The organism is Sphingomonas sp. Leaf9 (assembly GCF_001421355.1).
Lineage (GTDB): Bacteria > Pseudomonadota > Alphaproteobacteria > Sphingomonadales > Sphingomonadaceae > Sphingomonas.
This window is the reverse complement of sequence record NZ_LMKC01000001.1, coordinates 1-23890: the sequence shown is the minus strand read 5'-3', so window position 1 is coordinate 23890 and position 23890 is coordinate 1. Positions and strand designations below refer to the sequence as shown.

16 protein-coding genes are annotated in these 23890 nt (G+C 67.0%); 5 read left to right on the top strand and 11 right to left on the bottom strand.

Annotated features, from left to right (window positions below):
• The first annotated feature begins 68 nt into the window (after positions 1-68).
• On the top strand, positions 69-299 hold the full coding sequence (gene rpmE / locus ASE58_RS00080) for a 50S ribosomal protein L31 (protein WP_055761384.1): 231 nt from the start codon (positions 69-71) through the stop codon (positions 297-299).
• Positions 300-619: 320 nt separating this feature from the next.
• Here the strand turns inward: rpmE and ASE58_RS00075 are convergent, their stop codons facing one another.
• A complete protein-coding gene (locus ASE58_RS00075; RefSeq protein ID WP_055816888.1) occupies positions 620-2929 on the bottom strand; it encodes a beta-glucosidase family protein in 2310 nt (769 codons plus the stop codon).
• 297 nt (positions 2930-3226) lie between these two features.
• On the opposite strand from ASE58_RS00075, the gene ASE58_RS00070 reads away from it, so the two are divergent.
• Positions 3227-4777 (top strand): alkaline phosphatase D family protein, encoded by a 1551-nt coding sequence (locus ASE58_RS00070; RefSeq protein WP_055816886.1) that lies wholly within the window; start codon positions 3227-3229, stop codon positions 4775-4777.
• Positions 4778-4780: 3 nt separating this feature from the next.
• Here the strand turns inward: ASE58_RS00070 and ASE58_RS00065 are convergent, their stop codons facing one another.
• Positions 4781-5362 (bottom strand): YkgJ family cysteine cluster protein, encoded by a 582-nt coding sequence (locus ASE58_RS00065; protein ID WP_055816884.1) that lies wholly within the window; start codon positions 5360-5362, stop codon positions 4781-4783.
• A 111-nt stretch (positions 5363-5473) separates the two neighbouring features.
• Here ASE58_RS00065 and ASE58_RS00060 point away from each other — a divergent pair, with 111 nt between their 5' ends.
• Together ASE58_RS00060 and ASE58_RS00055 are read left to right on the top strand one after the other, a co-directional pair.
• Positions 5474-6148 carry a response regulator transcription factor gene (locus tag ASE58_RS00060; RefSeq protein WP_055816882.1) on the top strand — a complete coding sequence of 225 codons (675 nt, stop codon included), beginning with the start codon at positions 5474-5476 and terminating at the stop codon, positions 6146-6148.
• A gap of 1 nt (position 6149) precedes the next feature.
• Positions 6150-7472 carry a sensor histidine kinase gene (locus ASE58_RS00055; protein WP_055816880.1) on the top strand — a complete coding sequence of 441 codons (1323 nt, stop codon included), beginning with the start codon at positions 6150-6152 and terminating at the stop codon, positions 7470-7472.
• Here the strand turns inward: ASE58_RS00055 and ASE58_RS00050 are convergent.
• The 9 genes from ASE58_RS00050 to ASE58_RS00010 all read right to left on the bottom strand — a co-directional run bounded on the left by ASE58_RS00050 (position 7462) and on the right by ASE58_RS00010 (position 21229).
• The gene (locus tag ASE58_RS00050) at positions 7462-10050 is read right to left on the bottom strand and encodes a TonB-dependent receptor (protein ID WP_055816878.1); all 2589 of its coding nucleotides are present in this window, start codon (positions 10048-10050) and stop codon (positions 7462-7464) included. The genes ASE58_RS00055 and ASE58_RS00050 overlap by 11 nt on opposite strands.
• A 196-nt stretch (positions 10051-10246) precedes the next feature.
• Positions 10247-10933, bottom strand: coding sequence for a response regulator transcription factor (locus tag ASE58_RS00045; RefSeq protein WP_055816876.1), 687 nt, complete (start codon positions 10931-10933; stop codon positions 10247-10249).
• Positions 10933-13608, bottom strand: coding sequence for a sensor histidine kinase (locus ASE58_RS00040; protein ID WP_055816873.1), 2676 nt, complete (start codon positions 13606-13608; stop codon positions 10933-10935). The genes ASE58_RS00045 and ASE58_RS00040 overlap by 1 nt, the downstream gene beginning before the upstream one ends.
• Positions 13608-14189: a potassium-transporting ATPase subunit KdpC gene (gene kdpC, locus ASE58_RS00035; RefSeq protein ID WP_055816871.1), complete on the bottom strand. Its 582-nt coding sequence runs from the start codon at positions 14187-14189 to the stop codon at positions 13608-13610. Before kdpC ends, ASE58_RS00040 begins: the two co-directional genes overlap by 1 nt.
• Positions 14190-14200: 11 nt before the next feature.
• Positions 14201-16237 (bottom strand): potassium-transporting ATPase subunit KdpB, encoded by a 2037-nt coding sequence (kdpB, locus tag ASE58_RS00030; protein ID WP_055816869.1) that lies wholly within the window; start codon positions 16235-16237, stop codon positions 14201-14203.
• A gap of 11 nt (positions 16238-16248) precedes the next feature.
• On the bottom strand, positions 16249-17952 hold the full coding sequence (gene kdpA, locus ASE58_RS00025; RefSeq protein ID WP_055761418.1) for a potassium-transporting ATPase subunit KdpA: 1704 nt from the start codon (positions 17950-17952) through the stop codon (positions 16249-16251).
• Positions 17953-17965: 13 nt separating this feature from the next.
• The gene (gene kdpF / locus ASE58_RS00020; RefSeq protein ID WP_055761421.1) at positions 17966-18055 is read right to left on the bottom strand and encodes a K(+)-transporting ATPase subunit F; all 90 of its coding nucleotides are present in this window, start codon (positions 18053-18055) and stop codon (positions 17966-17968) included.
• A gap of 110 nt (positions 18056-18165) precedes the next feature.
• Complete coding sequence (locus ASE58_RS00015; protein ID WP_055816867.1) at positions 18166-19023, bottom strand: TorF family putative porin; 858 nt, start codon at positions 19021-19023, stop codon at positions 18166-18168.
• A gap of 196 nt (positions 19024-19219) precedes the next feature.
• Positions 19220-21229 carry a S9 family peptidase gene (locus ASE58_RS00010; RefSeq protein WP_055816865.1) on the bottom strand — a complete coding sequence of 670 codons (2010 nt, stop codon included), beginning with the start codon at positions 21227-21229 and terminating at the stop codon, positions 19220-19222.
• 327 nt (positions 21230-21556) lie between these two features.
• On the opposite strand from ASE58_RS00010, the gene ASE58_RS00005 reads away from it, so the two are divergent.
• Complete coding sequence (locus ASE58_RS00005) at positions 21557-23515, top strand: AAA family ATPase (RefSeq protein WP_055816863.1); 1959 nt, start codon at positions 21557-21559, stop codon at positions 23513-23515.
• Positions 23516-23890: the final 375 nt, after the last annotated feature.

Here is a 23890-nt window from a genome sequence, read left to right as displayed (position 1 = left end):
CGTCCGTGTACGGGCGCGCCTTCCCATTTCCAAGGCTGGTCGGAACCAGCCGCTTGTGGAGACGACCGATGAAGAAAGAAACGCACCCCGACTATCACACCATCAAGGTCCAGATGACCGATGGCACGGTGTTCGAGACCCGTTCGACCTGGGGCAAGGAAGGCGATCTGATGACGCTGGACATCGATCCGCTGGCGCACCCGGCATGGACCGGTGGCCGTGGCCAGATGCTGGATTCGGGTGGTCAGGTCGCGCGCTTCAACAAGCGTTTCGGCGGTCTCTCGCTCGGCAAGAAGTAAGTCGCGGGCGGCGTTTCGCCGCTGCGATGTGCTCGAAAAGGGCTGCGGTGGCGTTCGCTACCGCGGCCCTTTTTACGTTTGGAGCCGGGAGCGTCACTTTCCCCGTTCAATCCCGTAAAGGCAGGCAGTCCGGGCGCTTCGTGGTTGGCGCGACGGTACTGATCCACCCCGCTCGTCACCCCGGACTTGATCCGGGCTCCCGCTTCTGCGGCGGCAGGAAGAAGAAGCGGGACCCCGGGGCAAGCCCAGGGTGACGGATATGGGGGCGTTCCTACCGAGAGTCCGGGGATCGCGGTGGCCGCAATCCCCGCGTCACGCGTTTACCGCCCGCGATTGTCGAGCGTGGCCGGGGCGATCCGCACCGTCGCCCGCTCGGCGATATCGGTCGCCGAGTGCGCGAGCAGCAGCTGGTATTCGCCACCGGCAATGGTCCACCCGCGCGTCTTGCTGTCGAACGTTGCCAGCAGGCGGGGATCGACGGTCAGTGTCATGCTCCGGCTCTCACCCGGGGCCAGATCGACCTTGGTGAAGCCGCCGAGCCGCTTGGGCGCTTCCCAGCCGCTGCCCGCGACATAGAGCTGGGCCAGCCCCTTGCCGCGCAGCTTGCCGCTGTTGGTGATGGTGAAGGTCGCCGACACGCCCTTGCCCTGCGGCGCGGCGGTCAGCTTGCCCAGCGTGAAGTTCGTGTAGGACAGGCCATAGCCGAACGGGAACAGCGGCTTGGCGCCGGTCTTGTCGAACCACTTGTAGCCGACCGCAGCCCCTTCGATGTCGTAATTGCCCATCGGGTGCGAATCGCGGTCGAGCTTGGGATCGCCCTCGATCACCGGGCGGGGTAGCTGCGCGAGCGATGCAGGGAAGGTCGCGGGCAGGTGGCCCGAGGGATTGACCTCGCCGGTCAGGACGCGGGCGATCGCTTCGCCGCCCGACGTGCCCGAATACCATGCCTCCAGCACCGCGCCGACCCTGGGCAGCCACGGCATCAGCACCGGGCCGCCGGTTTCGAGGACGACGACTGTGCGCTTGTTGGCGCGTGCGACGGCATCGATCAGCGCGTCCTGCTGGTCCGGCAGGTTCAGGTTCGGCGCATCGATCGATTCGCCGGTCCATTGTTCGCCGAACACGATCACCACATCGGCCTTGCGCGCGGCGGCAGTGGCGGCGCGAACGTCCTTGCCGTCGAGATAGGTGACGGTCGCCTGGGTGCGGCCCTGCAACGCCTTCATCGGCGAGGAGGGGTGGTAGAGCTTCGGCCCCGGAAAGCCGCTCGGGAATTCGTCGGGCACGGCGAGGCCGTCCACCGGGCCACCATGCGGATAGACCTGGCTCGACCCGCCGCCCGACAGGACGCCGACATTGGCATGGGCACCGATCACGAGGATCGATTTGGCCGTGGTCGACAGCGGCAACAGGCCCGGCGTGTTCTTCAGCAGGACGATGCCTTCCTCGGCATCGGCGCGAGTGACGGCGGCGTGCGCGGCATAATCGATGGTGGTCGCGCGATCGCCCGCGACCTGCTTGTCGAACAGGCCGTTGTCGAACATCGCCCACAGGACGCGGCGGGCCATGTCGGTCGCGCGGGCTTCGGGAACATAGCCGTTGTTCACCGCTTCGCGCAGCGCATCGGCGAAATAGGGCGAACGATCGAATGCCCAGCCCGATTGCTGGTCGAGCCCGGCATTGGCCGCCTGCGTCGTCGAATGGGTGGCACCCCAATCCGACATGACGAAGCCCTTATAGCCCCAATCCTGCTTCAGCGTCTTGTTGAGCAGCCAGTCATTCTCACACGCATAGAAGCCGTTGACGCGGTTGTACGCGCACATCACCGACCCCGGATTGCCGATTTCCAGCGCGAATTCGAACGCCAGCAGGTCCGATTGACGCGCGGCCTGTTCGCCGATCTTGTGGTCGATGTTGAAGCGGTTCGTTTCCTGCCCGTTGAAGGCATAGTGCTTCATCGTCGAGACGACGTTCTGCGACTGGATGCCCTTGATCTCATGGCCGGTGATGATGCCGGCGAGCAGCGGATCTTCGCCGCCATATTCGAAATTCCGCCCGTTACGCGGTTCGCGCATCAGGTTCATGCCGCCGGCCAGCTGCACGTTGAAGCCGGACAGGAACGCCTCGTTCCCGATCATCGCGCCGCCGGCCTGGGCGAGTTCCGGGTTCCACGTCGCGGCGGTGGCGATGCCCGACGGCAGCGAGGTGCGCAGGCGCGGGGTCGGCGTGCGCTGGCTGGCGACGCCGACGCCGGCATCGGTCTGCCACTGGCTGGGGATGCCGAGGCGCGGGATGCCGGGGACGATGCCGGCCGAATCGGGCAGGCCGTCCTTTGGCATCTGCCAGTTCTTGATCGGGCTGCGCTGCCATTCCGCCTTGGTCGAGAAATAGCCGAAGGTCAGCTGCAGCTTTTCATCGAGCGTCATCTCCTTCAGCAGCAGCTCGGTACGGGCTGCCGCGTCGAGCGCTGTGTTCATCCACGGCCGCGCGGCGGGGCCGTCGGTCGGCGCGGCGGCGGCCTTTGGCGCGTTATTGGTCGTCTGCGCCAGCGCCGGGGTGGCGAGCGCGCTGCCGGCGAGCAGCGAGCCGGCCAGAAGGCGCAGCAGGGCGGTGCGGGGAGTGGCGGGCATCGGTTGCTTTCTGATGAAGGAGAAACGGATCGAGCTGTGGGATGGGATTGAGTGAACGTTCACAATGTCGCGAATCCACGCGGTTGTCGATACCGGCATCATGGTTCTCCCCATCCCCTGTCGCGCCGTCCCCCGGCGGTCTGTCGTGGATACTGATAGCGTTGTCAGCCTTGCCAGCGCAACCGCTCTGCCGTTCCGTGCGCGTGGTCGGGCGGCGGGGCAAAACGCGATTGCCGTGCGGCGACCGGATGATAGATCGTCCCGGAAATGTCATCATCAGCGTTCAGGAACCATCGCATGTCTTCGCTTCTGACCCGTCGCGGCTTTGTCGGCGCGACCGCCCTGCTGGTGGGGGCACCTGCGATCCTGCGCGCGCAACAGCTGTTCGCGGCCTATCCGTTCCGGCTGGGCGTAGCGGCGGGTGATCCGTCGAGCGACGGGTTCGTGCTGTGGACGCGGCTGGCCCCCGATCCGCTGGCCGAACATGGCGGCATGCCGATGGCGGCGATGCCGGTGGAATGGGTCGTCGCCAGTGACGAGGGCATGCGCAACGTGGTGGCGAAGGGGGAGGCGATCGCCCGCCCCGAACTGGGCCACAGCGTGCATGTCGAGGTCGCCGGGCTGCAACCCGCGCGGCCCTATTGGTATCGGTTCCAGATCGGGCGCGAACGGTCGCAGCGGGGGCGGGTGCGGACGTTGCCGGCGGCGGGTACGCCGGTCGACCGGGTACGGTTCGCCGTGGTGGGGTGCCAGAATTACGAAGCCGGCCTGTTCACCGCCTATCGCCACATGGCGCTGGAGGAGGTCGATTTCGCCTTTCACTATGGCGACTATATCTATGAAGGGCGCTCGACGCCGGGCAGCATCGGCCATGACGGCCTGCCGCGCCGGGTAGTGCGCGAACATCTGGGCCAGGACCTATACGATCTTGCCGATTTCCGGCGGCGCTATGCCCAGTACAAGCTGGACCCCGATTTGCAGGCGGCGCATGCGGCAACGGCGTGGTTCCCGACGTTCGACGATCACGAGGTCGAGGATAACTGGGTCGGCCTCGCCGACAAGCGCGGGACGCTGCCGGAAGTCTTTGCGCTGCGCCGCGCGGCGGCGTTTCAGGCATGGTATGAGCATTCCCCGATACGGCGCAGCGCCTTTCCGACCGGCGACGGTATCCAGGCGTATCGCCGCGCGACGATCGGCAATCTGGTCGACCTGCATCTGCTCGACACGCGCAGCTATCGCAGCGACCAGCCGTGCGATGACGGGTTCGAGCCGGTGTGTGCCGGGGTGCGCGACCCGAAGGCGCAGGTGCTGGGGCCGACGCAGGAACAGTGGCTGGGTCGCAACCTTGCCCAACGGGCGGCGCGGTGGAATGCGATCGCGCAGCAGGTGATGGTGATGCCGCTCGACCGGCGGGATGCGGACGGCGCCGTGCCGATCCGCAACATGGACAGCTGGGCCGCCTATGACGCGCCCCGCGAACGGTTCCTGCGGCAGTTGAAGGGGCAGAACGCCGTCGTCCTGACCGGTGACGAGCATCAGACCTTTGCCGGCGAACTGCGCACCAATGCCGGCACCGGCGACAAGGTGGCGGTGGAACTGGTCACCACGTCGATTTCGTCCGGCGGCGACGGGGCCGATGTCCGGGCGGGCAACGAACGGCTGATGACGAACAACCCGTATCTCAAGTTCACCGGCGACCGGCGCGGCTATGCAGTGTGCGACGTGACGCGCGACCGCTGGGTGACGCAGGCGCGGGCGGTGCGTAGCGTGAGCGAGCCGGATGCGGCGGTATCGACGCTGGCGACCTTCACCATTCCGGCGGGCGACCCCACGCTGTCGCTCGCCTGAGCGTCAGTCGTCCGCCGCCGGGTCCGTGTCGAACACGGCGTAGCGTTCGCGCCACGCCGCAACCTCGTTTGCCAGCGAGGGCGGCGGCGGCGTGTCGGACACGATGTGGCGGGCGACGTCGGCGGCGGGGTGCATCAGCATCTTTTCCTGCCCGTCGCTGAACCATACCGGCACCAGACGGTCGCACAGCTGGTCAAGCATCGCGGCGGCCATGCCGCTGCGGATCGCGTCGCTGCCGGGCAGCATCCGGACGTTGATCGACACTGCCTCCAGCGGATGGTGCGGCCGATCGACGAAGTTGAGCGAGACAAGCAGCCCCGATCGATCCGGCCGCGCCGCATCGGGCAGGTCGGCGCGGCGGCGCCAGACGCAGAACCAGGTCCGGCAGATATGCGGTCGGGTGGCGTGGATCGCACAGCCGCCCGTCGACAAATGGCGGCAGGGCGTGCCGGCGGGCTTGGCGAAGTCGGGTGAGTTGACCGTCAGGTGCGTGCAGCAGGCGGTACAGTCGCCGCACGCCCGCCCCGGCACCACCGGCCCGATCAGCATCGTTTCGATATCGGGATCGGTCGGGGCAGGGGTCATGCCGTGCCTATAGCCGCTGCACCCGGCGCGACCAAATCGTCGGCTTGCGCTGGCCTGTCCAGTGTCTTGTCCGGTATAGCCGGTGGTTCACGTGGAAAGGGAAGGGCTGCGGTGAAGCTGTTGATCGTCGAGGATGACCGCGCGTTCGCCGCAGCGATGCGCGCCGAGCTGGAAACGCTGTCGCATGACGTCACGGTCGCCGGTACCGGGCCGGACGCGCTGGCGGCGGTCGAGGCCGGCGATTTCGATGCGGTGGTGCTCGATTCGATGATCCCGCTGCTCGACGGGCCGACGGTGGTGCAGCGGCTGCGCGCGCGGGGGCACCGCCTGCCGGTGCTGATGCTGACGGCGCTCGGCCATGCCAGTGACAAGGTGGGCGGGCTGGAGGCCGGGGCCGACGATTATGTCGTGAAGCCTGCACCGGCGATCGAGATCGATGCTCGGCTGCGTGCACTGATCCGAGCGCGCGGCTGGCGCGACGACGTGGTGGAAACGCTGCGCGCCGCCGATATCACCCTGCAGCCCGCACAGCATCGCGCGTGGCGGGGCGAGCGGTCGCTGGTCCTGTCGAACCTCGAATTCAAGCTGCTGGCCGAACTGGTGCGCCATGCCGGCGGGTTCGTGACGCGGGCGATGCTGATCGAACGCGTCTGGGGCTATGATTTCGAACCGGCGACCAACATCGTCGACGTGCAGATTCGCGCGCTGCGGCGCAAGCTCACCGCCGATGGGGAGGACGATCCGATCGTGACGAAGCGCGGCGTCGGCTACAGCCTGCGCGCCTGACATGTTGCGGCTGCGCACGCTGACCGCGATCTTCCTGACGGCGTTCGCGGTCGTGACGGTGGTGACCGGCTATGCCACCTTCCACGCGTCGCGCACCGCGATCGTGTCGCTGGTCGACCGGCGGATCGATTCCGTCGCCGATGCGCTGCTGGAGGATGTGGTGCCGGGCGATGCCGATGCGATCCTGCGCCGGATCGTCGCCTTTTCCAGTCGGCGGGACAGCGGCGATATCGGGTTCGAGCTGCTGGATGCCGCCGGGCACCGGCTAGGCGGCAACGTCGCGCTGGCGCGACCGCTTCGATCCGGCTTTTCCGACGTGAGCCGGACGGACGGGATTACCGGGCTGAGCGTCGGGCGGGCCGAGACGCGATCGGTCGGGGGCGGACTGACGCTCATCACCGTCGCCGAGACGGAGCCGATCGACGGCTATGATGCGATCCGCCTGCGCAACTATCTGATCGGGTTTGGTCTGATCGCGGCGGTCGTGCTGGCGGGAACGGCGACGTTCGGGCTGGTCGTGCGACGCCGGATCGATGCCACGCGGACGACCGCGCTGGCGATCATCGACGGCGATCTGTCGCACCGCATCCCGGTGGCGGCGAACGGCGGCGTGTTCGCCGCGCAGGCGGAGGCGATCAACCGGATGCTCGACCGGATCGCGACGCTGGTCGACGGGCTACGACATGTCGCCAACGACGTCGCGCACGACCTGCGCACGCCGCTGGCCCGGTTGCGCAGCAGGTTGACGGTTGCCGCCGAACGCGCGCCGTCGGACGAGCTGGAGGCCGCCATCGAGCAGTGCGACGAATTGCTGGCGATCTTTGGCGCGATCCTGCGCATTGCGGAAATCGATACCGGCGATCGGCGCAGCGCGTTCGGCCGGGTCGCGTTGCACGACCTTGCCGGCGAGGTGGTGGATACGCTGTCGGATGTGGCGCAGGAGGAGGGGCGCATACTGGCGACGGGGACGCTGCCCGCGATCACCATCGCGGGCGACCGGCAGTTGCTGAGCCAGGCGCTGTACAATCTGGTCGAGAACGCGCTGCACCACACCCCGCCGAGGACGAGGGTGACGGTATCGCTGGCGGTCGACGGCGATGCGGTCAGCCTCTGCGTCGCGGATAGCGGGCCGGGGATCGCCGAGGGGGACAGGGCGCTGGCCCGGCGACGCTTTGGGCGGCTGGAGGCCAGCCGGCATCGTCCGGGCCATGGGCTGGGCCTGCCGATCGTGGATGCGATCGCGCGCCTCCACGGCGGCAGGCTGGAACTGGCGGATGCGCGGCCGGGGCTATCGGCCGCGCTGGTCCTGCCGATTAGAAGTTGATCAGCCCTTCCACGCCGAAGGTGCGCGGGGCGTTGAAGTTGCCGTAATCGCCCAGCACGTTGTTGATGCTGCCCGACGCCACGTTGGTCGTCGGTGCGCCCGGCAGGCTGTTCGACGGATCGCGACGATAGACATATTGCTCGTCGAACAGGTTGCGACCCCATAGCGCGACGGTCAGCTTTTGGTGCCCGTCACCCAGCGCGATGTCGGCCAGCGCGACCCGGCCGTTGACGATGAACGATGCGGCGTTTTTCGTCGCGAACTGGTCGAACGCCTGCGTCGCCTGCGCATAGTTGCCGTCGAGGTGGAAGCGCAGCTTGTTCCCCGTATCGAGCGGCAGGGCATAGTCGATCGACCCGCTGGCGGCGTTGCGGGGCGTAAAGACGATATAGAAGTTCTGATAGACCTGCGTGGCTGTCGTCACCCCGGCGGCGTTGGTCACGCTGTTGGTGATGAGAACCGGCGGGATGCGGGTATAGGTATAGGCGTAGGAGGCGTTCAGCGTCAGGTTGTCGATCGGCTGGACAGTCAGTTCCGCCTCGATCCCGCGAATCTTGGTGGTGCCCGGGGCATTGATGGTGACCAGGTTGTTGAAGTTCCCGGTCGCGGTCGACTGGATCGAGCTGATGTCGACCTGGCTGTCCTTGCGATCCATGATGTAGGCGGCAAGGTTCAGGCGGGCGCGCTTGTCCCAGAAGTCCGACTTCATGCCGACTTCGTACGACTTCACGTCCTCGGGATCGAACGCCTGATAGTTCGACGTGCGCGAGCTCGCACCGCCGGCGCGGTATCCGGTCGCGTATTTCGCATAGACATGCACATTGTCCGCCGCGTCATAGGCGAGCGTGACCATCGGGTTGAAGCGGTTCCACGTCGCATCCAGCGGGGTGTAGCCGTTGCGCGCCGCAGCGGCGGTATTGGTGTCATAGTTGATGTTGCGCGAGAAATGCAGCTCGCCACGCTTGGTATCGTGGGTGTAGCGGCCCCCGGCGGTCAGGTGCAGCACGTCGGTCGCGTTCCACGTAACCTGACCGTAAGCGGCATAGCTTTTCGACCAGACTTCCGACGCGCGGTCGATCGAGCGGCAACCCGGCTGCGATCCGGCAGGCGCGGTGGTGCCGCCGACGGGCAGATTGTTCACGACGGTGAAGCCGGTGGTGATGACCGCGCACGGATTGACGATGCTGATCCGCCCGGTCGCGGCATTGTAGAGGTTCGAATTGGGCGTTGCGGCGTCGTCGCTGACATGTTCGTTGAAATAGAACAGGCCCGCGACATAATCGAACCGGTCGACGGTGCCGACCGCCTGGAATTCCTGGCTGAACTGGCGCTGGCGCAGGTCGGCGAGCGAATAGCGGCTGAACAGCTGGCCGTTATACAGCGTGCCGTCGATCACGACGTTGCCGGGGTTGAAGACGGGCACGCGGTGTGCGCCGCCCGAATTGTCCCACTGCGTCGCATCGACACCGCGCCATGCGGTGATCGACCGTAGTTCGATTTCGGGCGACAGCTTGTACTTTAGCAGGTTGGTGAAGCCGTGGGTTTCATCGACGCTCGGCTGCTGCGGCACGCCGATGTCGGCGGTCTTCATCCGGCTGGTGCCGTTGATGACGACGCCGGGCATCAGCGGCTTCACCGTGCCGGTGAGCGCCGTATAGGCGGTGCCGGGCAGGGTGCAGGCCGGGACCGCCGACTGGGCACCGGCGACGCAGCCATTGGGGTTGTAGTTCAGCAGCTGGCTGTAGAAGGGTGAGTTCTTATCGATGCCGTAATCGTACGAGAAGTCTTCGGTCAGGCCATCGATCGGGGCCCAGCGGACGGCGGCGCGGGCACCACGACGATCGAAATAGTTGAAGCCGGTCTGCCCGGCGAGCGGGTTCTTCGTGGTCGGCCCCTGATACTGGACGATGCCGTCCAGCTTGACGCTGACATTTTCATACGCCGGCAGGTCGAGATGCACTTCGCCGTTATAGCCGCCATAGTTGGCGACGCCGGCGCGGATGCGGCCCTCGAACTCGCCCGAGGGGGCGCGGGTGACGATGTTCAGCGCGCCGCCTTCGGTATTGCGACCGAACAGCGTGCCCTGCGGGCCTTTCAGCACCTCGATCCGCTCGACATCGAACAGCGCGGCGTTGAGGCCATGCTGGCGGCCGAGATAGACGCCGTCGACATAGATGCCGACGCCCTGCTCGCGCGCCGGCTGGTTGGCGTCGAGCGGCACGATGCCGCGAATGCCGACGGTCAGCGCGCTCTGCCGCGCTTCGAACGTGGCGACGCGCAGCGAGGGGACGGCACCGTCGGCCAGGTCGTACAGGCTCTGGACGTGGCGATCGACGAGGGCAGGGGCACCCAGCACGCTGATCGCGACCGGCGTCTTTTGCAGGTTCGTTTCCCGGCGCGTCGCGGTCACCACGATGTCGGGGATTGCGGAGGCGTCGTCGGTCGCCGGTGCTTCGGGCGCGGCGGTGACGGGCGCGGGAACTACGTCTTCCGGCGCGGCAGCCTGTGCCGCGACCGGCACCAGCAGCGCGGCGGCACCCATGAGAAGGCGTGCGCGCACACCCGAACGAACGATCATCTGTAAATTCCCCTTTGGGCCGATACGGCTCGGAAGGGGCCAGTACTGCGATTCGAAGGCTGTCCGGTGACGGTTCGGTGACATGCGAAGACGTCGTTATTTCATCTTCGCTTCATGTTCGGCGGTTTGCAATATCCCGGGTGGTATCGGCCAAGTGATTCGCCGGCAAGTCCTGTATAGCTACAGATTTATCGATTCAGCTGTCGGTTCTAAGGCGATATCCGACACCCAGTTCATTGGCGATTACGCTACCAACCGGATCGGGTACTTCGAGCTTCTGACGCAGGTTGCGGATAATGATGCGCAGATATTCGATGCGCGGGTCTTCATCGCCGCCCCAGCAGGAGGTGAGCAGCCGTTCATGCGTCACGATCCGCCCGATATGGCGGGCGAGCTGGGCCAGCACGTCATGTTCCTTGCGGGTCAGATGCACCTCCACCCCGCCGCGCAGCACGATGCGCCGGTCGAGATCGATGCGCAGGTCGCCGCGTTCGACGATCTGTGGCGCGGGATCGTTCGCGCGGCGGTGGCGCAGCGCGACCCGCAGCCGGGCCAGCAGTTCCTCGGTATCGAACGGCTTGGTCACGAAATCATCGGCGCCAAGGTCGAGGGCCGATACTTTCTCCTCCACCGCGTCGCGGGCGGATACGACCAGCACGACGGCATCGCCATGCGTGCGCAGCAGCGGAATGATGCTCAGTCCGTCGCGGTCGGGAAGGCCGAGGTCGAGCAGGATCGCATCGGGCCGCTCGGCCGCTGCGACCTGTAGCGCGTCGCGGCCATTGCCCGCCTCGACCACGGCATAGTCGGCGCGGACAAGCGTGTTGCGCAGCAGGCGGCGGATGGCGGGTTCGTCGTCGACGATCAGGATCTTCGCGGGCATCAGTGGTCGGTCCCGGTCGGCAGGTCGCGCAGCAGTGATGCGGGCGGGAACAGCAGGGAAAATATCGCGCCCTCGCTATCGGCGCGGTTGGCGGCGGTGACGCTCAGCCCCATCGCCTCGGCAAATGCCTTGACGATGGCGAGGCCCAGCCCGGTGCCGCCGACCGATCGGTCGGTGCCCTCCAGCCGGGTAAAGGTATCGAACACGCGTGCCTCCTGTCCGGGGGGCAGGCCCGGTCCCCGATCGCGCACCGACAGGCTGATCTCGCCATAGCGATTGCGCCCCTCGATCACGATTTCGGTCCCCGGATCGGCATAACGGCCGGCATTGTCGAGCAGATTGAGCAGGCAGTGGTGCAGCAGCTGCGGATCGACCCGTACCAGCGGCAGGTCGGGCGGCACGTCCAGTCGGACGTCATGCCCCTCCAGCGCGCCGCGCGCATCGTGCGCGGCACCCGCCACCGCATCGCTCAGGTCGGTGGCCTCCACCTTCAGCCGGATCGCGCCGGCCTCTACGCGCGCCATGTCGAGCAGGTTCGATACGAACCGGTTGAGGCGCGCCGATTCCGACCGGATGGTGCCAACGAGTTCGGGCGTGACGCCATGCGAAAGCTGATCGGCGGCGACCATGACGGCGGTCAGCGGCGTGCGCAGGTCGTGGCTGACCGACGACAACAGCGCCGCGCGCAACCGGTCGCGGGTCCGCACCGCATCGACGTCGCGCATCTCCGCCTGCAGCCGCAGCCGTTCGAGGACGAGCGCGGATTGGTCGGCAAGGCTGGAGAGCAGCGGCAGCTGGTCGGGGCGGACGGGGTTCCCGCCGGTTTCGTTGGCGATCGCGAGCACGCCCACGACCCGTTCGCCGGCCTTCAGCGGGTGGAATAGCCATTCCGACGCGGTGAGGGTCCCCGATCCCTTGCCCGCCGGGGTGCCGGTGTCATAGGCCCAGTTGGCGGCGGCGTGGTCCATCGTGTCGAGGCGATAGGCCGGGTCGGTCGCGGCGAGGATGCCGATATTGCGGCCCCCTTCCGGCCCCAGCAGCAACACCTGCACCCCCAGCAGCCGGCGTACATCGTCGCAGATCATCTGCGCGGCGGCATCGAGGTCGTTGACGCCGGCGATCTGGCGCAGGAACCCGGCAAGGGTGGCGTTGGTTCGCGCGCTGGCGGCGGCAAGGTCGGCCTGCGCCCGCACCCGCGACGTCAGCTGGCTGGTGACCACCGCCACGCCGAACAGCACTACGACCGACACGATGTTTTCGGGATTGCTGATGCTGAGCGTGCCGACCGGCGGCAGGAAGAAGAAGTTGTAGGCAAGGCTGGACGCCAGCCCGGCGAACAGCCCGGTGCGCAGCCCGTGCAGGCTGGCCGCGACCATAACCGGCAGCAGGTACAGCATGCCGATATTGCCGAGTTCGAGGATGTGGAACAGCGTGCTGGCGATCGCGGTGATCCCCGCGATCATCGCCGTGGTGATCGCATAGCCGCCGGCCGTGCCCCAGCCGGGCGAGGACCGCTGTCGCACGGGTTCGCGCGGTGCTTCGCCGGTGACGGGCAGGACATGTACCGTCACCCCCGGCGTATCGCGGACCAGCCGGTCGACGATCGATCCGTGGCGCAGTTCGAACCAGCGCGACCGGTTCGATTTGCCCAGCACCAATTGCGTCGCGCGGGCATCGGTCAGGAAGCCGCGAATCCCCTCAACCACATTGGGCGCGGGCACGGTGGCGACCGCGGCACCCAATTGCGTCGCCAGCGTCATCGTCGCCGCCACACGGGCGTGCTGCGCAGGCGAGAACGCAGCGGTGCGCGGGGTTTCGACGAACAGCGCTGTCCACGGGCCATGCAGGCCATCGGCCACCCGCTTGGCCGCGCGGACCAGATTGTCGGCGCCGGGCAGTTCGTTGATCGCGACGACGATCCGGTCGCTCCCCGCCCAGGTGCCGCCCAACCCCAGCGCGCGTACATCGTCGAGCATCCGTGCATCGACCGCCTGCGCCGCGCGGCGCAGCGCCAGTTCGCGCAAGGCGGACAGGTTGGATTTGGAAAAGAAATGGTCGAGCGCCCGCGTCGCCTCCTGCGGCAAATAGACCTTGCCTGCCTTCAACCGGTCGATCAGCTCGTCGGGCGGAATGTCGACCACCTCCAGCTCGGCTGCTTCGAGGATGCTGTCGGGCACCGTTTCGCGGACGCGGACGCGGGTGAAGCTGGCCACCACGTCGTTGAGGCTTTCGACATGCTGGATGTTGAGTGTCGAATAGACCGAGATGCCCGCCGCCAGCAGCTCCTCGACATCCTGATAGCGTTTGGGATGGCGGCTGCCGGGCGCATTGGTGTGGGCGAGCTCGTCGACCAGCACCAGGCGGGGGCTGCGCGCGAGGATGGCGTCGATGTCCATCTCGCCCAGCGTCCGGCCTTCATAGGCGATGTCGCGGCGGGCGATGATCTCGTGGCCGCGGGTCAGCGCCTCGGTCTCTACCCGGCCGTGCGTTTCGACGACGCCGACCACCACGTCGACGCCGTCGCGTTTGCGCGCCGCCCCTTCGGACAGCATCTCATAGGTCTTGCCGACCCCCGGCGCCGCGCCGAGGAAGATCTTCAGCCGCCCGCGCCCTTCCTGCGCGGCGGCGCGCAGCAGGGCGTCGGGATCGGGACGGTGCGGGTCGGCTGCCGGCATCAGCGCGGGGCAGGGGCCATGCGGTCCAACGCCTGGTTGAGCGCGAGGACGTTGACGGTGGGATCGCCGAGAATCGAGTCATCGATCCGCCCTTGGATCAGGGCGCGGACCGCCTCGACCCCGATGCCGCGCACGCGGGCGATGCGGGGGGCCTGTGCCAGTGCGGCGGCTGGCGACAGGTCGGGGTCCAGCCCCGAACCGCTGGCGGTGACCAGATCGGCGGGCAGGGCGCCGGTGACGCCTGCATCGCGCTGCTTCGCGACATCGGTCGTTACCCGCTCGATCAGCGCCTTGGACGTGGGGCCGAGGTTCGATCCGGACGAGGCAAGGCCGTCATAGCCCTTGCCGGCGGCCGAGGGGCGCGTCTGGAAATAGCGGTCGGTGGTGAACGCCTGTCCGACGACGCTCGACCCGATTACCCGGCCGGTCGTGTCGCGGACCAGGCTGCCGTTCGCCTGTGCCGGGAACAGCGCCTGCCCGATCCCGGTCATCGCCAGCGGATAGCCAAGGCCGAGCAACGCGGCGAACAGCAGCGTCATCACGATGGCCGGCCGCAGCGCGGAGGAAAAATCCTTGTTCATGTCCGTCTTCCTTACGCCAGGCCGAGGCCGCTGACGACGATATCGATGAGCTTGATCCCGAAAAACGGCGCGACCAGCCCGCCCAGGCCATAGATGGCGAGGTTGCGCGACAGCAGCGGTCCCGCCGCCATCGGCTTGTAGGTCACGCCCTTCAGCGCCAGCGGCACCAGCATCGGGATGATGACCGCGTTGAAGATGATCGCCGACAGAATCGCCGATTGCGGCGAGGCCAGCCCCATCACGTTCAGCACGCCCAGGGTCGGGTAGAGTGCGACGAACATCGCCGGGATGATCGCGAAATATTTCGCGACGTCGTTGGCGACCGAAAAGGTCGTCAGCGCCCCGCGCGTCATCAGCAACTGCTTGCCCAGCCCCACGACCTCGATCAGCTTGGTCGGATCGCTGTCGAGGTCGACCATGTTGCCCGCCTCGCGTGCCGCCTGCGTGCCGGTGTTCATCGCGACGCCGACATCGGCCTGCGCGAGCGCCGGCGCGTCGTTGGTGCCGTCGCCACACATCGCGACCAGCTTGCCACCGGCCTGTTCCTTGCGGATCAGCGCCAGCTTGTCCTCCGGCGTCGCCTGCGCCAGGAAGTCGTCGACCCCGGCTTCGGCGGCGATGGCGGCGGCGGTCAGCGGGTTGTCGCCGGTAATCATCACCGTGCGGATGCCCATCGCGCGCAGCTCGCCGAAGCGTTCGCGGATGCCGGCCTTCACCACATCCTTCAGGAAGATCGCGCCGAGCAGCCGGCCGTCCATCGCGACCGCCAGCGGCGTACCACCGGCACGGGCGATTTCGTCGGTGATGCGGCGCAGTTCGGTCGCGGCGGCGGTTTCGCCCGATCCGGCATTGGCGCGCAGGATCGAATCGACCGCCCCCTTCTGGATCAGCGAACCGCCGACCTGGACCCCGGAAATGCGGGTCTGGGCGGTGAAGGGAATGACCTCCGCACCGGCGGGCAGTTCGGTGATCGCCACGCGGAACCGGTCGCGGGCGAGGATGACGATCGAACGACCTTCGGGCGTCTCGTCGGCTAGGCTGGCGAGCAGCGCCGCTTCGGCCAGTTCGGCCTCGCTGGTGCCGCCGACCGCGCGGAATTCCGACGCCTGCCGGTCGCCGATGGTGATCGTGCCGGTCTTGTCGAGCAGCAGCACGTCGACATCGCCCGCCGCCTCCACCGCGCGGCCCGACTTGGCCAGCACGTTGAAACGGACCAGCCGGTCCATGCCGGCGATGCCGATCGCCGACAGCAGCGCGGCGATGGTCGTCGGGATCAGCGTGATGAGCAATGCGGCGAGGATCGCGACCGGGATATTGCCGCCGGCATAGCTGGCGAAGCCCGGAACGGTGGCGACCGCGATCAGGAAGATGATGGTGAGGCCGACCAGCAGCAGCGTCAGCGCGATCTCGTTCGGGGTCTTCTGCCGCTCGGCGCCCTCGACCAGCGCGATCATGCGGTCGAGAAAGCCCTTGCCCGGCTCGACGGTCACCCGGACGCGGATTTCGTCGGAAATGACGCGGGTGCCGGCGGTGACGGCGGAACGGTCGCCGCCTGCCTCGCGGATCACCGGCGCGCTTTCGCCGGTGATCGCTGCTTCGTTGACCGAGGCGACGCCCGCCACGACCTCGCCGTCCGATGGGATCAGGTCGTTGGTTTCGACCAGCACCACGTCGCCGACGGTCAGCGCGCTGGCGGGCACATTCTCATAGTCGCGCCCGTCACCGCGCAGCCGCTTGGCGGTCAGCTCCGCCTTGGTCGCGCGCAGCGACGCGGCCTGCGCCTTGCCACGCCCTTCGGCCAGCGCTTCGGCAAAGGTGCCGAACAGCACCGTCAGCCACAACCATACCACCAGCTGCAGCTTGAACCCGGCGGTCAGGCCGTCATTGCCGACGACGAGCAGGATGGTGAGCAGCGCCGCGACGGCCGCCGTCACGAACATCACCGGATTTCGCACCAGTTCGGCCGGGTGCAGCTTGACGAACGACGCCTTGATCGCCGGCACGACCAGATCGGCCGTGAACAGGCTCTTGCTTTGGGATTTCGCCACGATGGGCCCCCTTAGAAGGATTGACCGCGGATCATCGCGAGATGATCGGCGATGGGACCGAGCGCGAGGCTCGGCAGGAAGGTCAGGCCGCCCAGCACCAGGATGATGCCGACCAGCAGCCCCACCCACAGTCCGCCGGTCGTCGGGAACGAGCCCGAGCTTTCCGGCGTGTATTTCTTGGCCGCCAGACTGCCGGCGATCGCCAGCATCGGCACGATCACGAAGAACCGGCCCAGCCACATCGCAACGCCCAGCATCCCGTTATACCAGGGGGTGTTGGCGGTCAGACCGGCAAAGGCCGACCCGTTGTTCGCGACCGCGCTGGTAAAGGCGTAGAGGATTTCGCTGAACCCGTGCGGCCCCTTGTTGAGGGGGCCGGCCAGCCCTTGGTCGAGCACCGATGACAAGGCGGTGAGACCGAGGATGGCGAGGGGCAGGACGGCGATGGCCAGCACCGCCAGCTTCACTTCGCGCGCCTCGATCTTCTTGCCGACATATTCGGGCGTGCGCCCGACCATGAGGCCGGCGACGAACACCGCAAGAATCGCGAACAGCAGGAAGCCGTAGATGCCGGCACCCACGCCGCCGATCACGACCTCGCCCAGCTGCATGTTGAACAGCGGGATCAGGCCGCCTAATGCGGTATAGCTGTCGTGCATCGCATTGACCGCGCCGCATGACGCCGCCGTCGTGATGACCGTGAACAGCGAGGAGGCAGCGATGCCGAAGCGGACTTCCTTCCCCTCCATATTGCCGCCCGCGACGCCCAGCTGGTGCAGCATCGGATTGCCGGCAGCCTCCGCCCAATAGGCAACGGTCGTTCCGGCGAGGAACAGGATCATCATCGCAGCCAGGATCGCCCAACCCTGTCGCGGGTTGCCGACCGCCTTGCCGAAGGTCCAGGTGAGGCCGGTCCCGATCACGAAGATCGACAGCATCTGGATGAAGTTGGTCAGCGCGGTGGGGTTTTCGAACGGATGTGCCGAATTGGCGTTGAAGAAGCCGCCACCATTGGTGCCGAGCATCTTGATCGCTTCCTGGCTGGCGACGGGGCCGAGCAGGATCGACTGGCGCGCGCCCTCCAGCGTCTGGACATCGACGACGCCGGCCAGCGTCTGCGGCACGCCGCTGGCGATGTAGAAGATCGTCAGCGCGATGCACAGCGGCAGCAGCAGGTAAAGCGTGATGCGGGTGACATCGGCCCAGAAATTGCCGATCGCCTTGGCCTCGCGCCGGGCAAAGCCGCGGAAGAGGGCAAAGGCAAGCGCGATGCCGGTCGCTGCCGACAGGAAGTTATGGATGGTCAGCCCCAACATCTGGGACAGGTTCGACATGGTGCTCTCGCCACCATAGCTTTGCCAGTTGGTGTTGGTGGTGAAGCTGATCGCGGTGTTGAACGACAGATGCTCGCCGACCGCCGCCAGCCCCTGCGGGTTGCCCGGCAGCACCGCCTGCAGGCGCAGCACGGCATAGGTGAAGAACATCAGCACCGCGTTGAACACCAGCATGTGCACGGCATAGCGCCGCCAGCCCTGTTCTTGGGTCGGGTCGATGCCGGACAGGCGGTAGAAGCCGCGCTCGACGGGGCCGAGCAGGCGGTGGAGCGGGGTGCGGCGCCCTTCGTAAAGTGCGTGCAGCCAGAGGCCCATCGGCTTGGCGAGTGCCAGCAGGATGCCGACAAAGCCAAGGATCAGGAGCCAGCCCTGAATGGTCATGAAACCGCTCCCTTCAGAAGCGTTCGGGGCGGATCAGTACCGCCACCAGATAGATGAGCAGCCCGAGCGCGGTGATCGCGGCGAGCCAGAGGTCGAGGGTCATTGCCGCCCCCTCACGCGTTGTCGCACAGGCGGACATAGGCGAGCGCTAGCGCGACCAGTCCGACCATGATGGCGACCCAGAGCAGATCCTGCATGGCTGTCTTCCCTGTGTCAGAAGGCTGCGGTCAGCGCGACGACGACCGTCCCGCCGGCGATGTTGCCGGTACCGTCCTGTCCCCGGCTGAAGCTCGGGCGCAGATAGGCGGCGTCGCGGTTGGAAATGTCGGTGTCGACATAGCTGACGTTCAGGGTGAGGTTGCGATAGGTCGCATCCGCGCCTAGCGACCAGTCCCAGTAGCTGCCGGTCGGCGACACGGCGGTGGCGTTGGGGCCCAGCCCATCCTGACCCCAGCTATGGCCGATATGCGCCTTCGCGGTGATCGGGCTGCCGGTGACGGGCAGGGCGGCATCGCCCCACAGGTACAGATTGTCGTCCTTCGCGCCCGGCCGGGTATAGACGCCGTTGGCCGCATCGGCACCGGTCGCATACCATTTGCCGATCGCCTGTTGCTTTGGCGCATAGGCCGCCCCGGCGGTCAGCGTCGCCGGGCCGGCGGTGCCGGTCAGCTTGGCATAGGGTTCGGCGAAGTCGGTCTTGTCCGCGCCGCCGGGATAGACATACCAAGTGAGGCCGACGTCGAGCGTCGCGCCATCGGCGATCGCGGTCTTGTACCCGGCGATCAGGTCCAGTTCCATGTTCGCGCCGCCAAACGTGCCCCATCCGGCCAGGTTCGACGCCCAGGTGCCGATATAGGCGCCGCTGTCATGGGCGATGGTGATCCCGCCCTGCACCGCCATTTCCTGGTCCGACTGCGACACGCCGCGAAAGCGATAGTCGGAGGCGATCGCGGCCGACCCGCTGATGGTCACGGCGGCTGGCGGGTCGGTCGGCTCGGGTGCGGTCTGCGCATGCGCGGCGACCGGGAATGCTGCCAGCACGACGGCGATGGCGGCAGGACGGAACTTCATGGTTGCTACCCCTATGGCGCGGCATCCGTCACACGACGAAGCCTTACGGGGTGCGCGATTAGGCGCAGGGGGCGTAGCAATTCGAGAGCGATTCCCGGCAATCGCATAGTGCTGGCATATAGTGGCGGCTACCGTCGCCGGACGGGTGCCGATCCGGACGCCGCCACGCCGGGGCGCGGCGGCGTATCGGGGAGCGTCAGTTGCCCTTGGTCCCGGTGGCGGCGGGAACGCCTTCGATGCTGCCGGCCTTCACCTGCGCGGTCGACGCGGCGAGCGCACCGCCGATCGGTTCGGCCCGGCCGCCCAGGCACTTCGCAAGGAAATTCTCGGTCACGGCATTGAACGCGATGTTGTTCGCCGGGCGCGCGAACCCGTGCCCTTCATCGGGGAAGACGACATAGGTGACGGGGATTTTCCTTGCCTGCATTGCCGCGACGATCTGGTCGCTTTCCGCCACGTTGACGCGCGGATCGTTGGCGCCCTGTCCGATCAGCAGCGGGCGTTTTATCGCATCGGCATAGGTGAGGGGGCTGCGTTCCTTCAGCAGCGCCTGTCCCTCCGGCGTGCCCGGATCGCCCATCCGGCGATACATTTGCTGCTTGCCGGCTTCCCAATAGGGCGGAATGGTCTTGAGCAGGGTGAACAGGTTCGACGGCCCGACGATATCGACGCCGCAGGCAAAGGCATCCGGCGTCATCGTCAGCCCGGCAAGCGTCGCATAGCCGCCATAGGAGCCGCCCATGATCGCCACCTTGTTCCGGGTCGTGACGCCGCGCTTTACCGCCCAATCGACCGCATCGAGCAGGTCGTCGTGCATCTTGCGGCCCCATTGCTTGTCGCCCGCTTGCACGAATTTCTTCCCGAAGCCGGTCGAGCTGCGATAATTGACCGACAGCACCGCATAGCCGCGATTGGCGAGCCATTGGTGATAGGCGTTGAAGCCATAGGTGTCGCGCGCCCATGGGCCGCCATGGACGAGCAGGACCATCGGCGTCGCGGCGGTCGCGCCCTTCGGACGGGTGAGATAGCTGACCATCGACAGCCCGTCGCGGGTTGGAATGTCGACCGCCTCCATCCCTACCAGCGGCGCACCGACCAGATCGGGGCGGGGGGTGTAAAGCTGTGTCAGCTTGCGTGCGCGCCGGTCGTACAGCCAGGTGGACGATGGTGCGCTGACCGGATCGAAGGTGACCAGCCACTTGTCATCGGCATTGGTGCGGCTGCCGATGTAGAATTCGCCCTTGTCCTGCGCCTTCAGGAAGGCGAGGTCCGCCTTCACCGCATCGCCGACCGAGACATATTCGTTGCGGTGGAAATAGACCGAATAGGCTTCGATCACGCCGGTCGTCGGATTGGTCAGCCCGCCGCCGACATCGGCACGATCGCCGGAGCCGATGGTACTGAACTTGCCGGTCGCCATGTCCTGCGCCAGCAACGCCCGCGTGTCGCGTCCACGCGCGTCGGTCCAGTACAGCGTCTTGCCATCGACCGTGAATCCGAGCGGGCTAGTCGAGGATGCATCCTCATAATCGACGCGCGTGAACGGGGTCGCCTCCACCTTGTTGTCGACCACGCGGTAATAATCGATGCCGCTGTCGGGGCGCGGTTTGGCGACGATGCGCACGCGCAACTGGTCGTCGGTCACGAAGTCGGCATAGCCGTCATTCTGGAACACCGGGGTCAGCTTTCCGGTGGTCAGGTTCAGCTCCTGCACGTCGTGCCAGCGCGGGTCGCGATTGTTCACGCCGATCAGGATGCGGTCCTTGATCGTATCGGACATGCCGATCACCTGTATCGTGGTCTTTTCGAACGGGGTCAGCGCCTTTTGCTGGCCGGTCGTCAGATCGACGCCATAGAGCAGGAAATTCTCGTCGCCGCCCTTGTCGTTGACGAACAGGATCTGTCGCGAATCCGGCGCCCAGAAATAGGAGCGGATCGGCCGCTTCGTCTCGGCGGTCAGCGCGCGGGCGTCGGCCGGGCGATCGACCGGCGCGACCCAGAGGTTCTGCACCCCATCGCGCGGGGCGATGAAGGCCAGCCATTTGCCATCGGGCGACAATTGCCCGGCGGTGCGCACCGGATTGCCGAACAGCTTGGTCCGTTCGATCACCGGAACGCCCGCCCCCGGTGCCGCCGCGTGGGTCGCCCCCGCCAGTCCCGCAACCGCGATGCCAGCCAATGCACCCCAGAATGCTACCTTGCGCATATCATCCCCCGACAATGTGTGTTGGCAGTACATCACACATGCCGACAGCCAACAAGGGGATCGCGCCGACCACCGGATTGCGAGCGCAACGACGTCATGCTATCGGCCACGCCGTCCGCAGCGGAATGCGGGCGTTACGGAGACGTACCTTGTTCGACCTTGCCGCCCATCGCGGTGCACGGGTCGGCGGTCTCCGGCCTTTCGCGTAAACGTCCCACGACGTCTGCGGCGGGCCGGCATCCGCCCCCGCCGCATCTAACCTTCTTCTAAAGGAATGCCGTCGCTGCGCTGCGTTGCGCGCGGGGGCGATAGACGCGTGGAACCGACATGGACGAATTGGATATCGTCCGGGGCATGATGCTCCGGACGGCGGGCGCGTTGCCCGCCACGGCACCGCTTGCCAAGGCGCTGCTGCAATGGGCGCAGCCGCATGCCCCCTGGCTGGCACCCGACATGCAAGAGGAACTGGACTGGGACGTGCTGGTGACGGCGCTTTCCGCGCCGCGTGGCGCACCGGTGCGGACGGAGGCGTTGGCGCTGGCCGAGATGTTCGCGCGGTCGCTTGCCTTGTCGCCGGTCGATGCCGCGTTGCTGCGGCTCATGGTCGCGTGCGACCGCCTGCCGCGCGTGGGCAGCCTTGCGCGGTTGCTGAGCCTGCATGGGCACGACCTGCCGCACCTGCTGGGCAGCCTGGCCGGGGCGGGGCCGGAGGATGCCGAGCGTGCCGCGCGGCGCAGTGCGATCACCCGGCTCGGACTGGCATCCTTCACCACGAACCGCGAGGGCGAGGCGGATATCGGCATACGCTGGACGTTGCGGCGTTTGCTCGACCGGGCGCCGCCGTCGGAGGAGGCGATGCTCGAGACGCTGGTCGGCATGCGGCAGACGGCGATGCTCGATCTGGCAGCGTTCGCCCATGTCGAGCCGGTCGACTTTCTGGTCCGCCTGCTGCGCGGTACGCTGTCCGCCGGGGCGGCAGGGATCAACATCCTGATCTATGGCCCACCCGGCACCGGCAAGACCGAACTGGCCCGCACGCTGGTCGATGCCGTGGGCGCGACACTCCACGGCGTCGGCGAGGCGGATGAGAATGGTGAAGAACCTACCCGCTGGGAACGGGTGACGGCGCTTGCCCTGGCGCAGCGGCTGCTCGGCGGGCGGGGGCCGGCGGTGCTGCTGTTCGACGAAATGGAGGACCTGATCGGCGATGCCAGTCCGTCGTCGGGAGGCGACTGGGTGGATCGGCGACAGGGGAGCAAGGTGTTCGTCAATCGTCTTCTGGAAACCAACCGGGTGCCGGTGATCTGGACGACCAACGCCATCGGCAACGTCGATCGCGCGATCCTGCGCCGGATGAGCTTCGTCTTGCGGCTGGACCTGCCGTCGCGCGCGTCTGCGGCGGCGATGCTCGATCGGGTCGCGCGCGAAGAACAGGTGAGTCCCGGCGCTGCCTTCGACACGTTGCTGAACATCGCCCCGGAAGCGGCCACGGTGCTGCGAACCGCGACACGTGCCGGGAAACTGGCGGGGGAGGCGGATGGCGGCGTTGTCGCGGCAGAGGCGCTGGTACGCGCGATGCGTGGCGGCATCTTGCCACCACCAGAGCCGACGGCGTTCGACCTCACGCTGTTCGAGACCGATCGGCCGATCGATCGGTTGTTCGCTGCCTTGGCGTCGAAGGGGGCGAACGACGTGTCGCTCCTGCTGACCGGGCCGCCCGGCACCGGGAAGACGGCGTTCGCCCATCATCTGGCACGGGCGCTTGACCGGCCCCTGCTGGTCAAGCGGGCGTCCGACCTGTTGTCGAAATGGGTGGGCGAAACGGAGGCGCAGATTGCCGAGGCCTTTGCCGAAGCGCGGCGGCGGGAGGCGGTGTTGCTGTTCGATGAAGCGGATTCGCTGCTGTTCGATCGCGCTACCGCCCGGACGAGTTGGGAGGTGGGGCAGGTCAACGAGCTGCTGACATGGCTGGACCTGCATCCGTTGCCGGTGGTTGCGGCCACGAACCACGAAGCTGGCCTCGACCCCGCGACGCTGCGCCGGTTCGTCTTCAAGCTGCGTCTACAGGCGCTTGGCCCCGAACGATCCGCGGCGGCATTCCTGCGGTTCTTCGGCACGCCGGCTCCTACGGCGCTGGCGGAGGTCGAGGGTTTGACGCCGGGGGATTTCGCTGTGGTCGCGCGGCAACTGCGCTACTCGCCGGCGGCAGGCGCGGCGGAACTGGTCGAGTTGCTGAAGGCGGAGGTTGCTGCAAAGCCGGGAGTTTCCGTTCGGCTGGGGTTCTGATGCCGTCCGCCGGAACGCGATGTCGAAGGGTGTCGTGTTCCGGCTCCCGCCGGGCATCGACGGGGGAAATCGCAAGCGGGATGACATTTGTGGAACTTTTTTGCGAAACTTTGTTGACAGCAAAGCCGACCCCCCGTAGAGGGCTGTTCACCGGACGGGGCGAGTTACTCGCTTCTACCGAGACAGCGAAACGCAGGCGAAGCAAGCGCCCTTCCTAAGAGGGGTAGCGAAGCGACGCCGGTTTCCTTGTCGCGAAGCGACGCCGGTTTCCTTATCGAAGGACCGGGCCACAGGTGCTTCGATACGGGCCTTCGACAAGCTCAGCCCCTACTCAGCACGAACGGAGGTTTTTGCGGCGGCGATGGGTTAGGCGTC

What these genes read in the sequence shown, in the direction of transcription:
- kdpF (WP_055761421.1), bottom strand. Translation starts at nt 18,055, where the DNA reads ATGACCCTCGACCTCTGGCTCGCCGCGATCACCGCGCTCGGGCTGCTC.
- ASE58_RS00040 (WP_055816873.1), bottom strand. Translation starts at nt 13,608, where the DNA reads ATGCCGGCAGCCGACCCGCACCGTCCCGATCCCGACGCCCTGCTGCGC.
- kdpA (WP_055761418.1), bottom strand. Translation starts at nt 17,952, where the DNA reads ATGACCATTCAGGGCTGGCTCCTGATCCTTGGCTTTGTCGGCATCCTG.
- ASE58_RS00005 (WP_055816863.1), top strand. Translation starts at nt 21,557, where the DNA reads ATGGACGAATTGGATATCGTCCGGGGCATGATGCTCCGGACGGCGGGC.
- ASE58_RS00065 (WP_055816884.1), bottom strand. Translation starts at nt 5,362, where the DNA reads ATGACCCCTGCCCCGACCGATCCCGATATCGAAACGATGCTGATCGGG.
- ASE58_RS00010 (WP_055816865.1), bottom strand. Translation starts at nt 21,229, where the DNA reads ATGCGCAAGGTAGCATTCTGGGGTGCATTGGCTGGCATCGCGGTTGCG.
- ASE58_RS00015 (WP_055816867.1), bottom strand. Translation starts at nt 19,023, where the DNA reads ATGAAGTTCCGTCCTGCCGCCATCGCCGTCGTGCTGGCAGCATTCCCG.
- ASE58_RS00075 (WP_055816888.1), bottom strand. Translation starts at nt 2,929, where the DNA reads ATGCCCGCCACTCCCCGCACCGCCCTGCTGCGCCTTCTGGCCGGCTCG.
- ASE58_RS00045 (WP_055816876.1), bottom strand. Translation starts at nt 10,933, where the DNA reads ATGCCCGCGAAGATCCTGATCGTCGACGACGAACCCGCCATCCGCCGC.
- ASE58_RS00050 (WP_055816878.1), bottom strand. Translation starts at nt 10,050, where the DNA reads ATGATCGTTCGTTCGGGTGTGCGCGCACGCCTTCTCATGGGTGCCGCC.
- kdpC (WP_055816871.1), bottom strand. Translation starts at nt 14,189, where the DNA reads ATGAACAAGGATTTTTCCTCCGCGCTGCGGCCGGCCATCGTGATGACG.
- rpmE (WP_055761384.1), top strand. Translation starts at nt 69, where the DNA reads ATGAAGAAAGAAACGCACCCCGACTATCACACCATCAAGGTCCAGATG.
- ASE58_RS00070 (WP_055816886.1), top strand. Translation starts at nt 3,227, where the DNA reads ATGTCTTCGCTTCTGACCCGTCGCGGCTTTGTCGGCGCGACCGCCCTG.
- ASE58_RS00055 (WP_055816880.1), top strand. Translation starts at nt 6,150, where the DNA reads ATGTTGCGGCTGCGCACGCTGACCGCGATCTTCCTGACGGCGTTCGCG.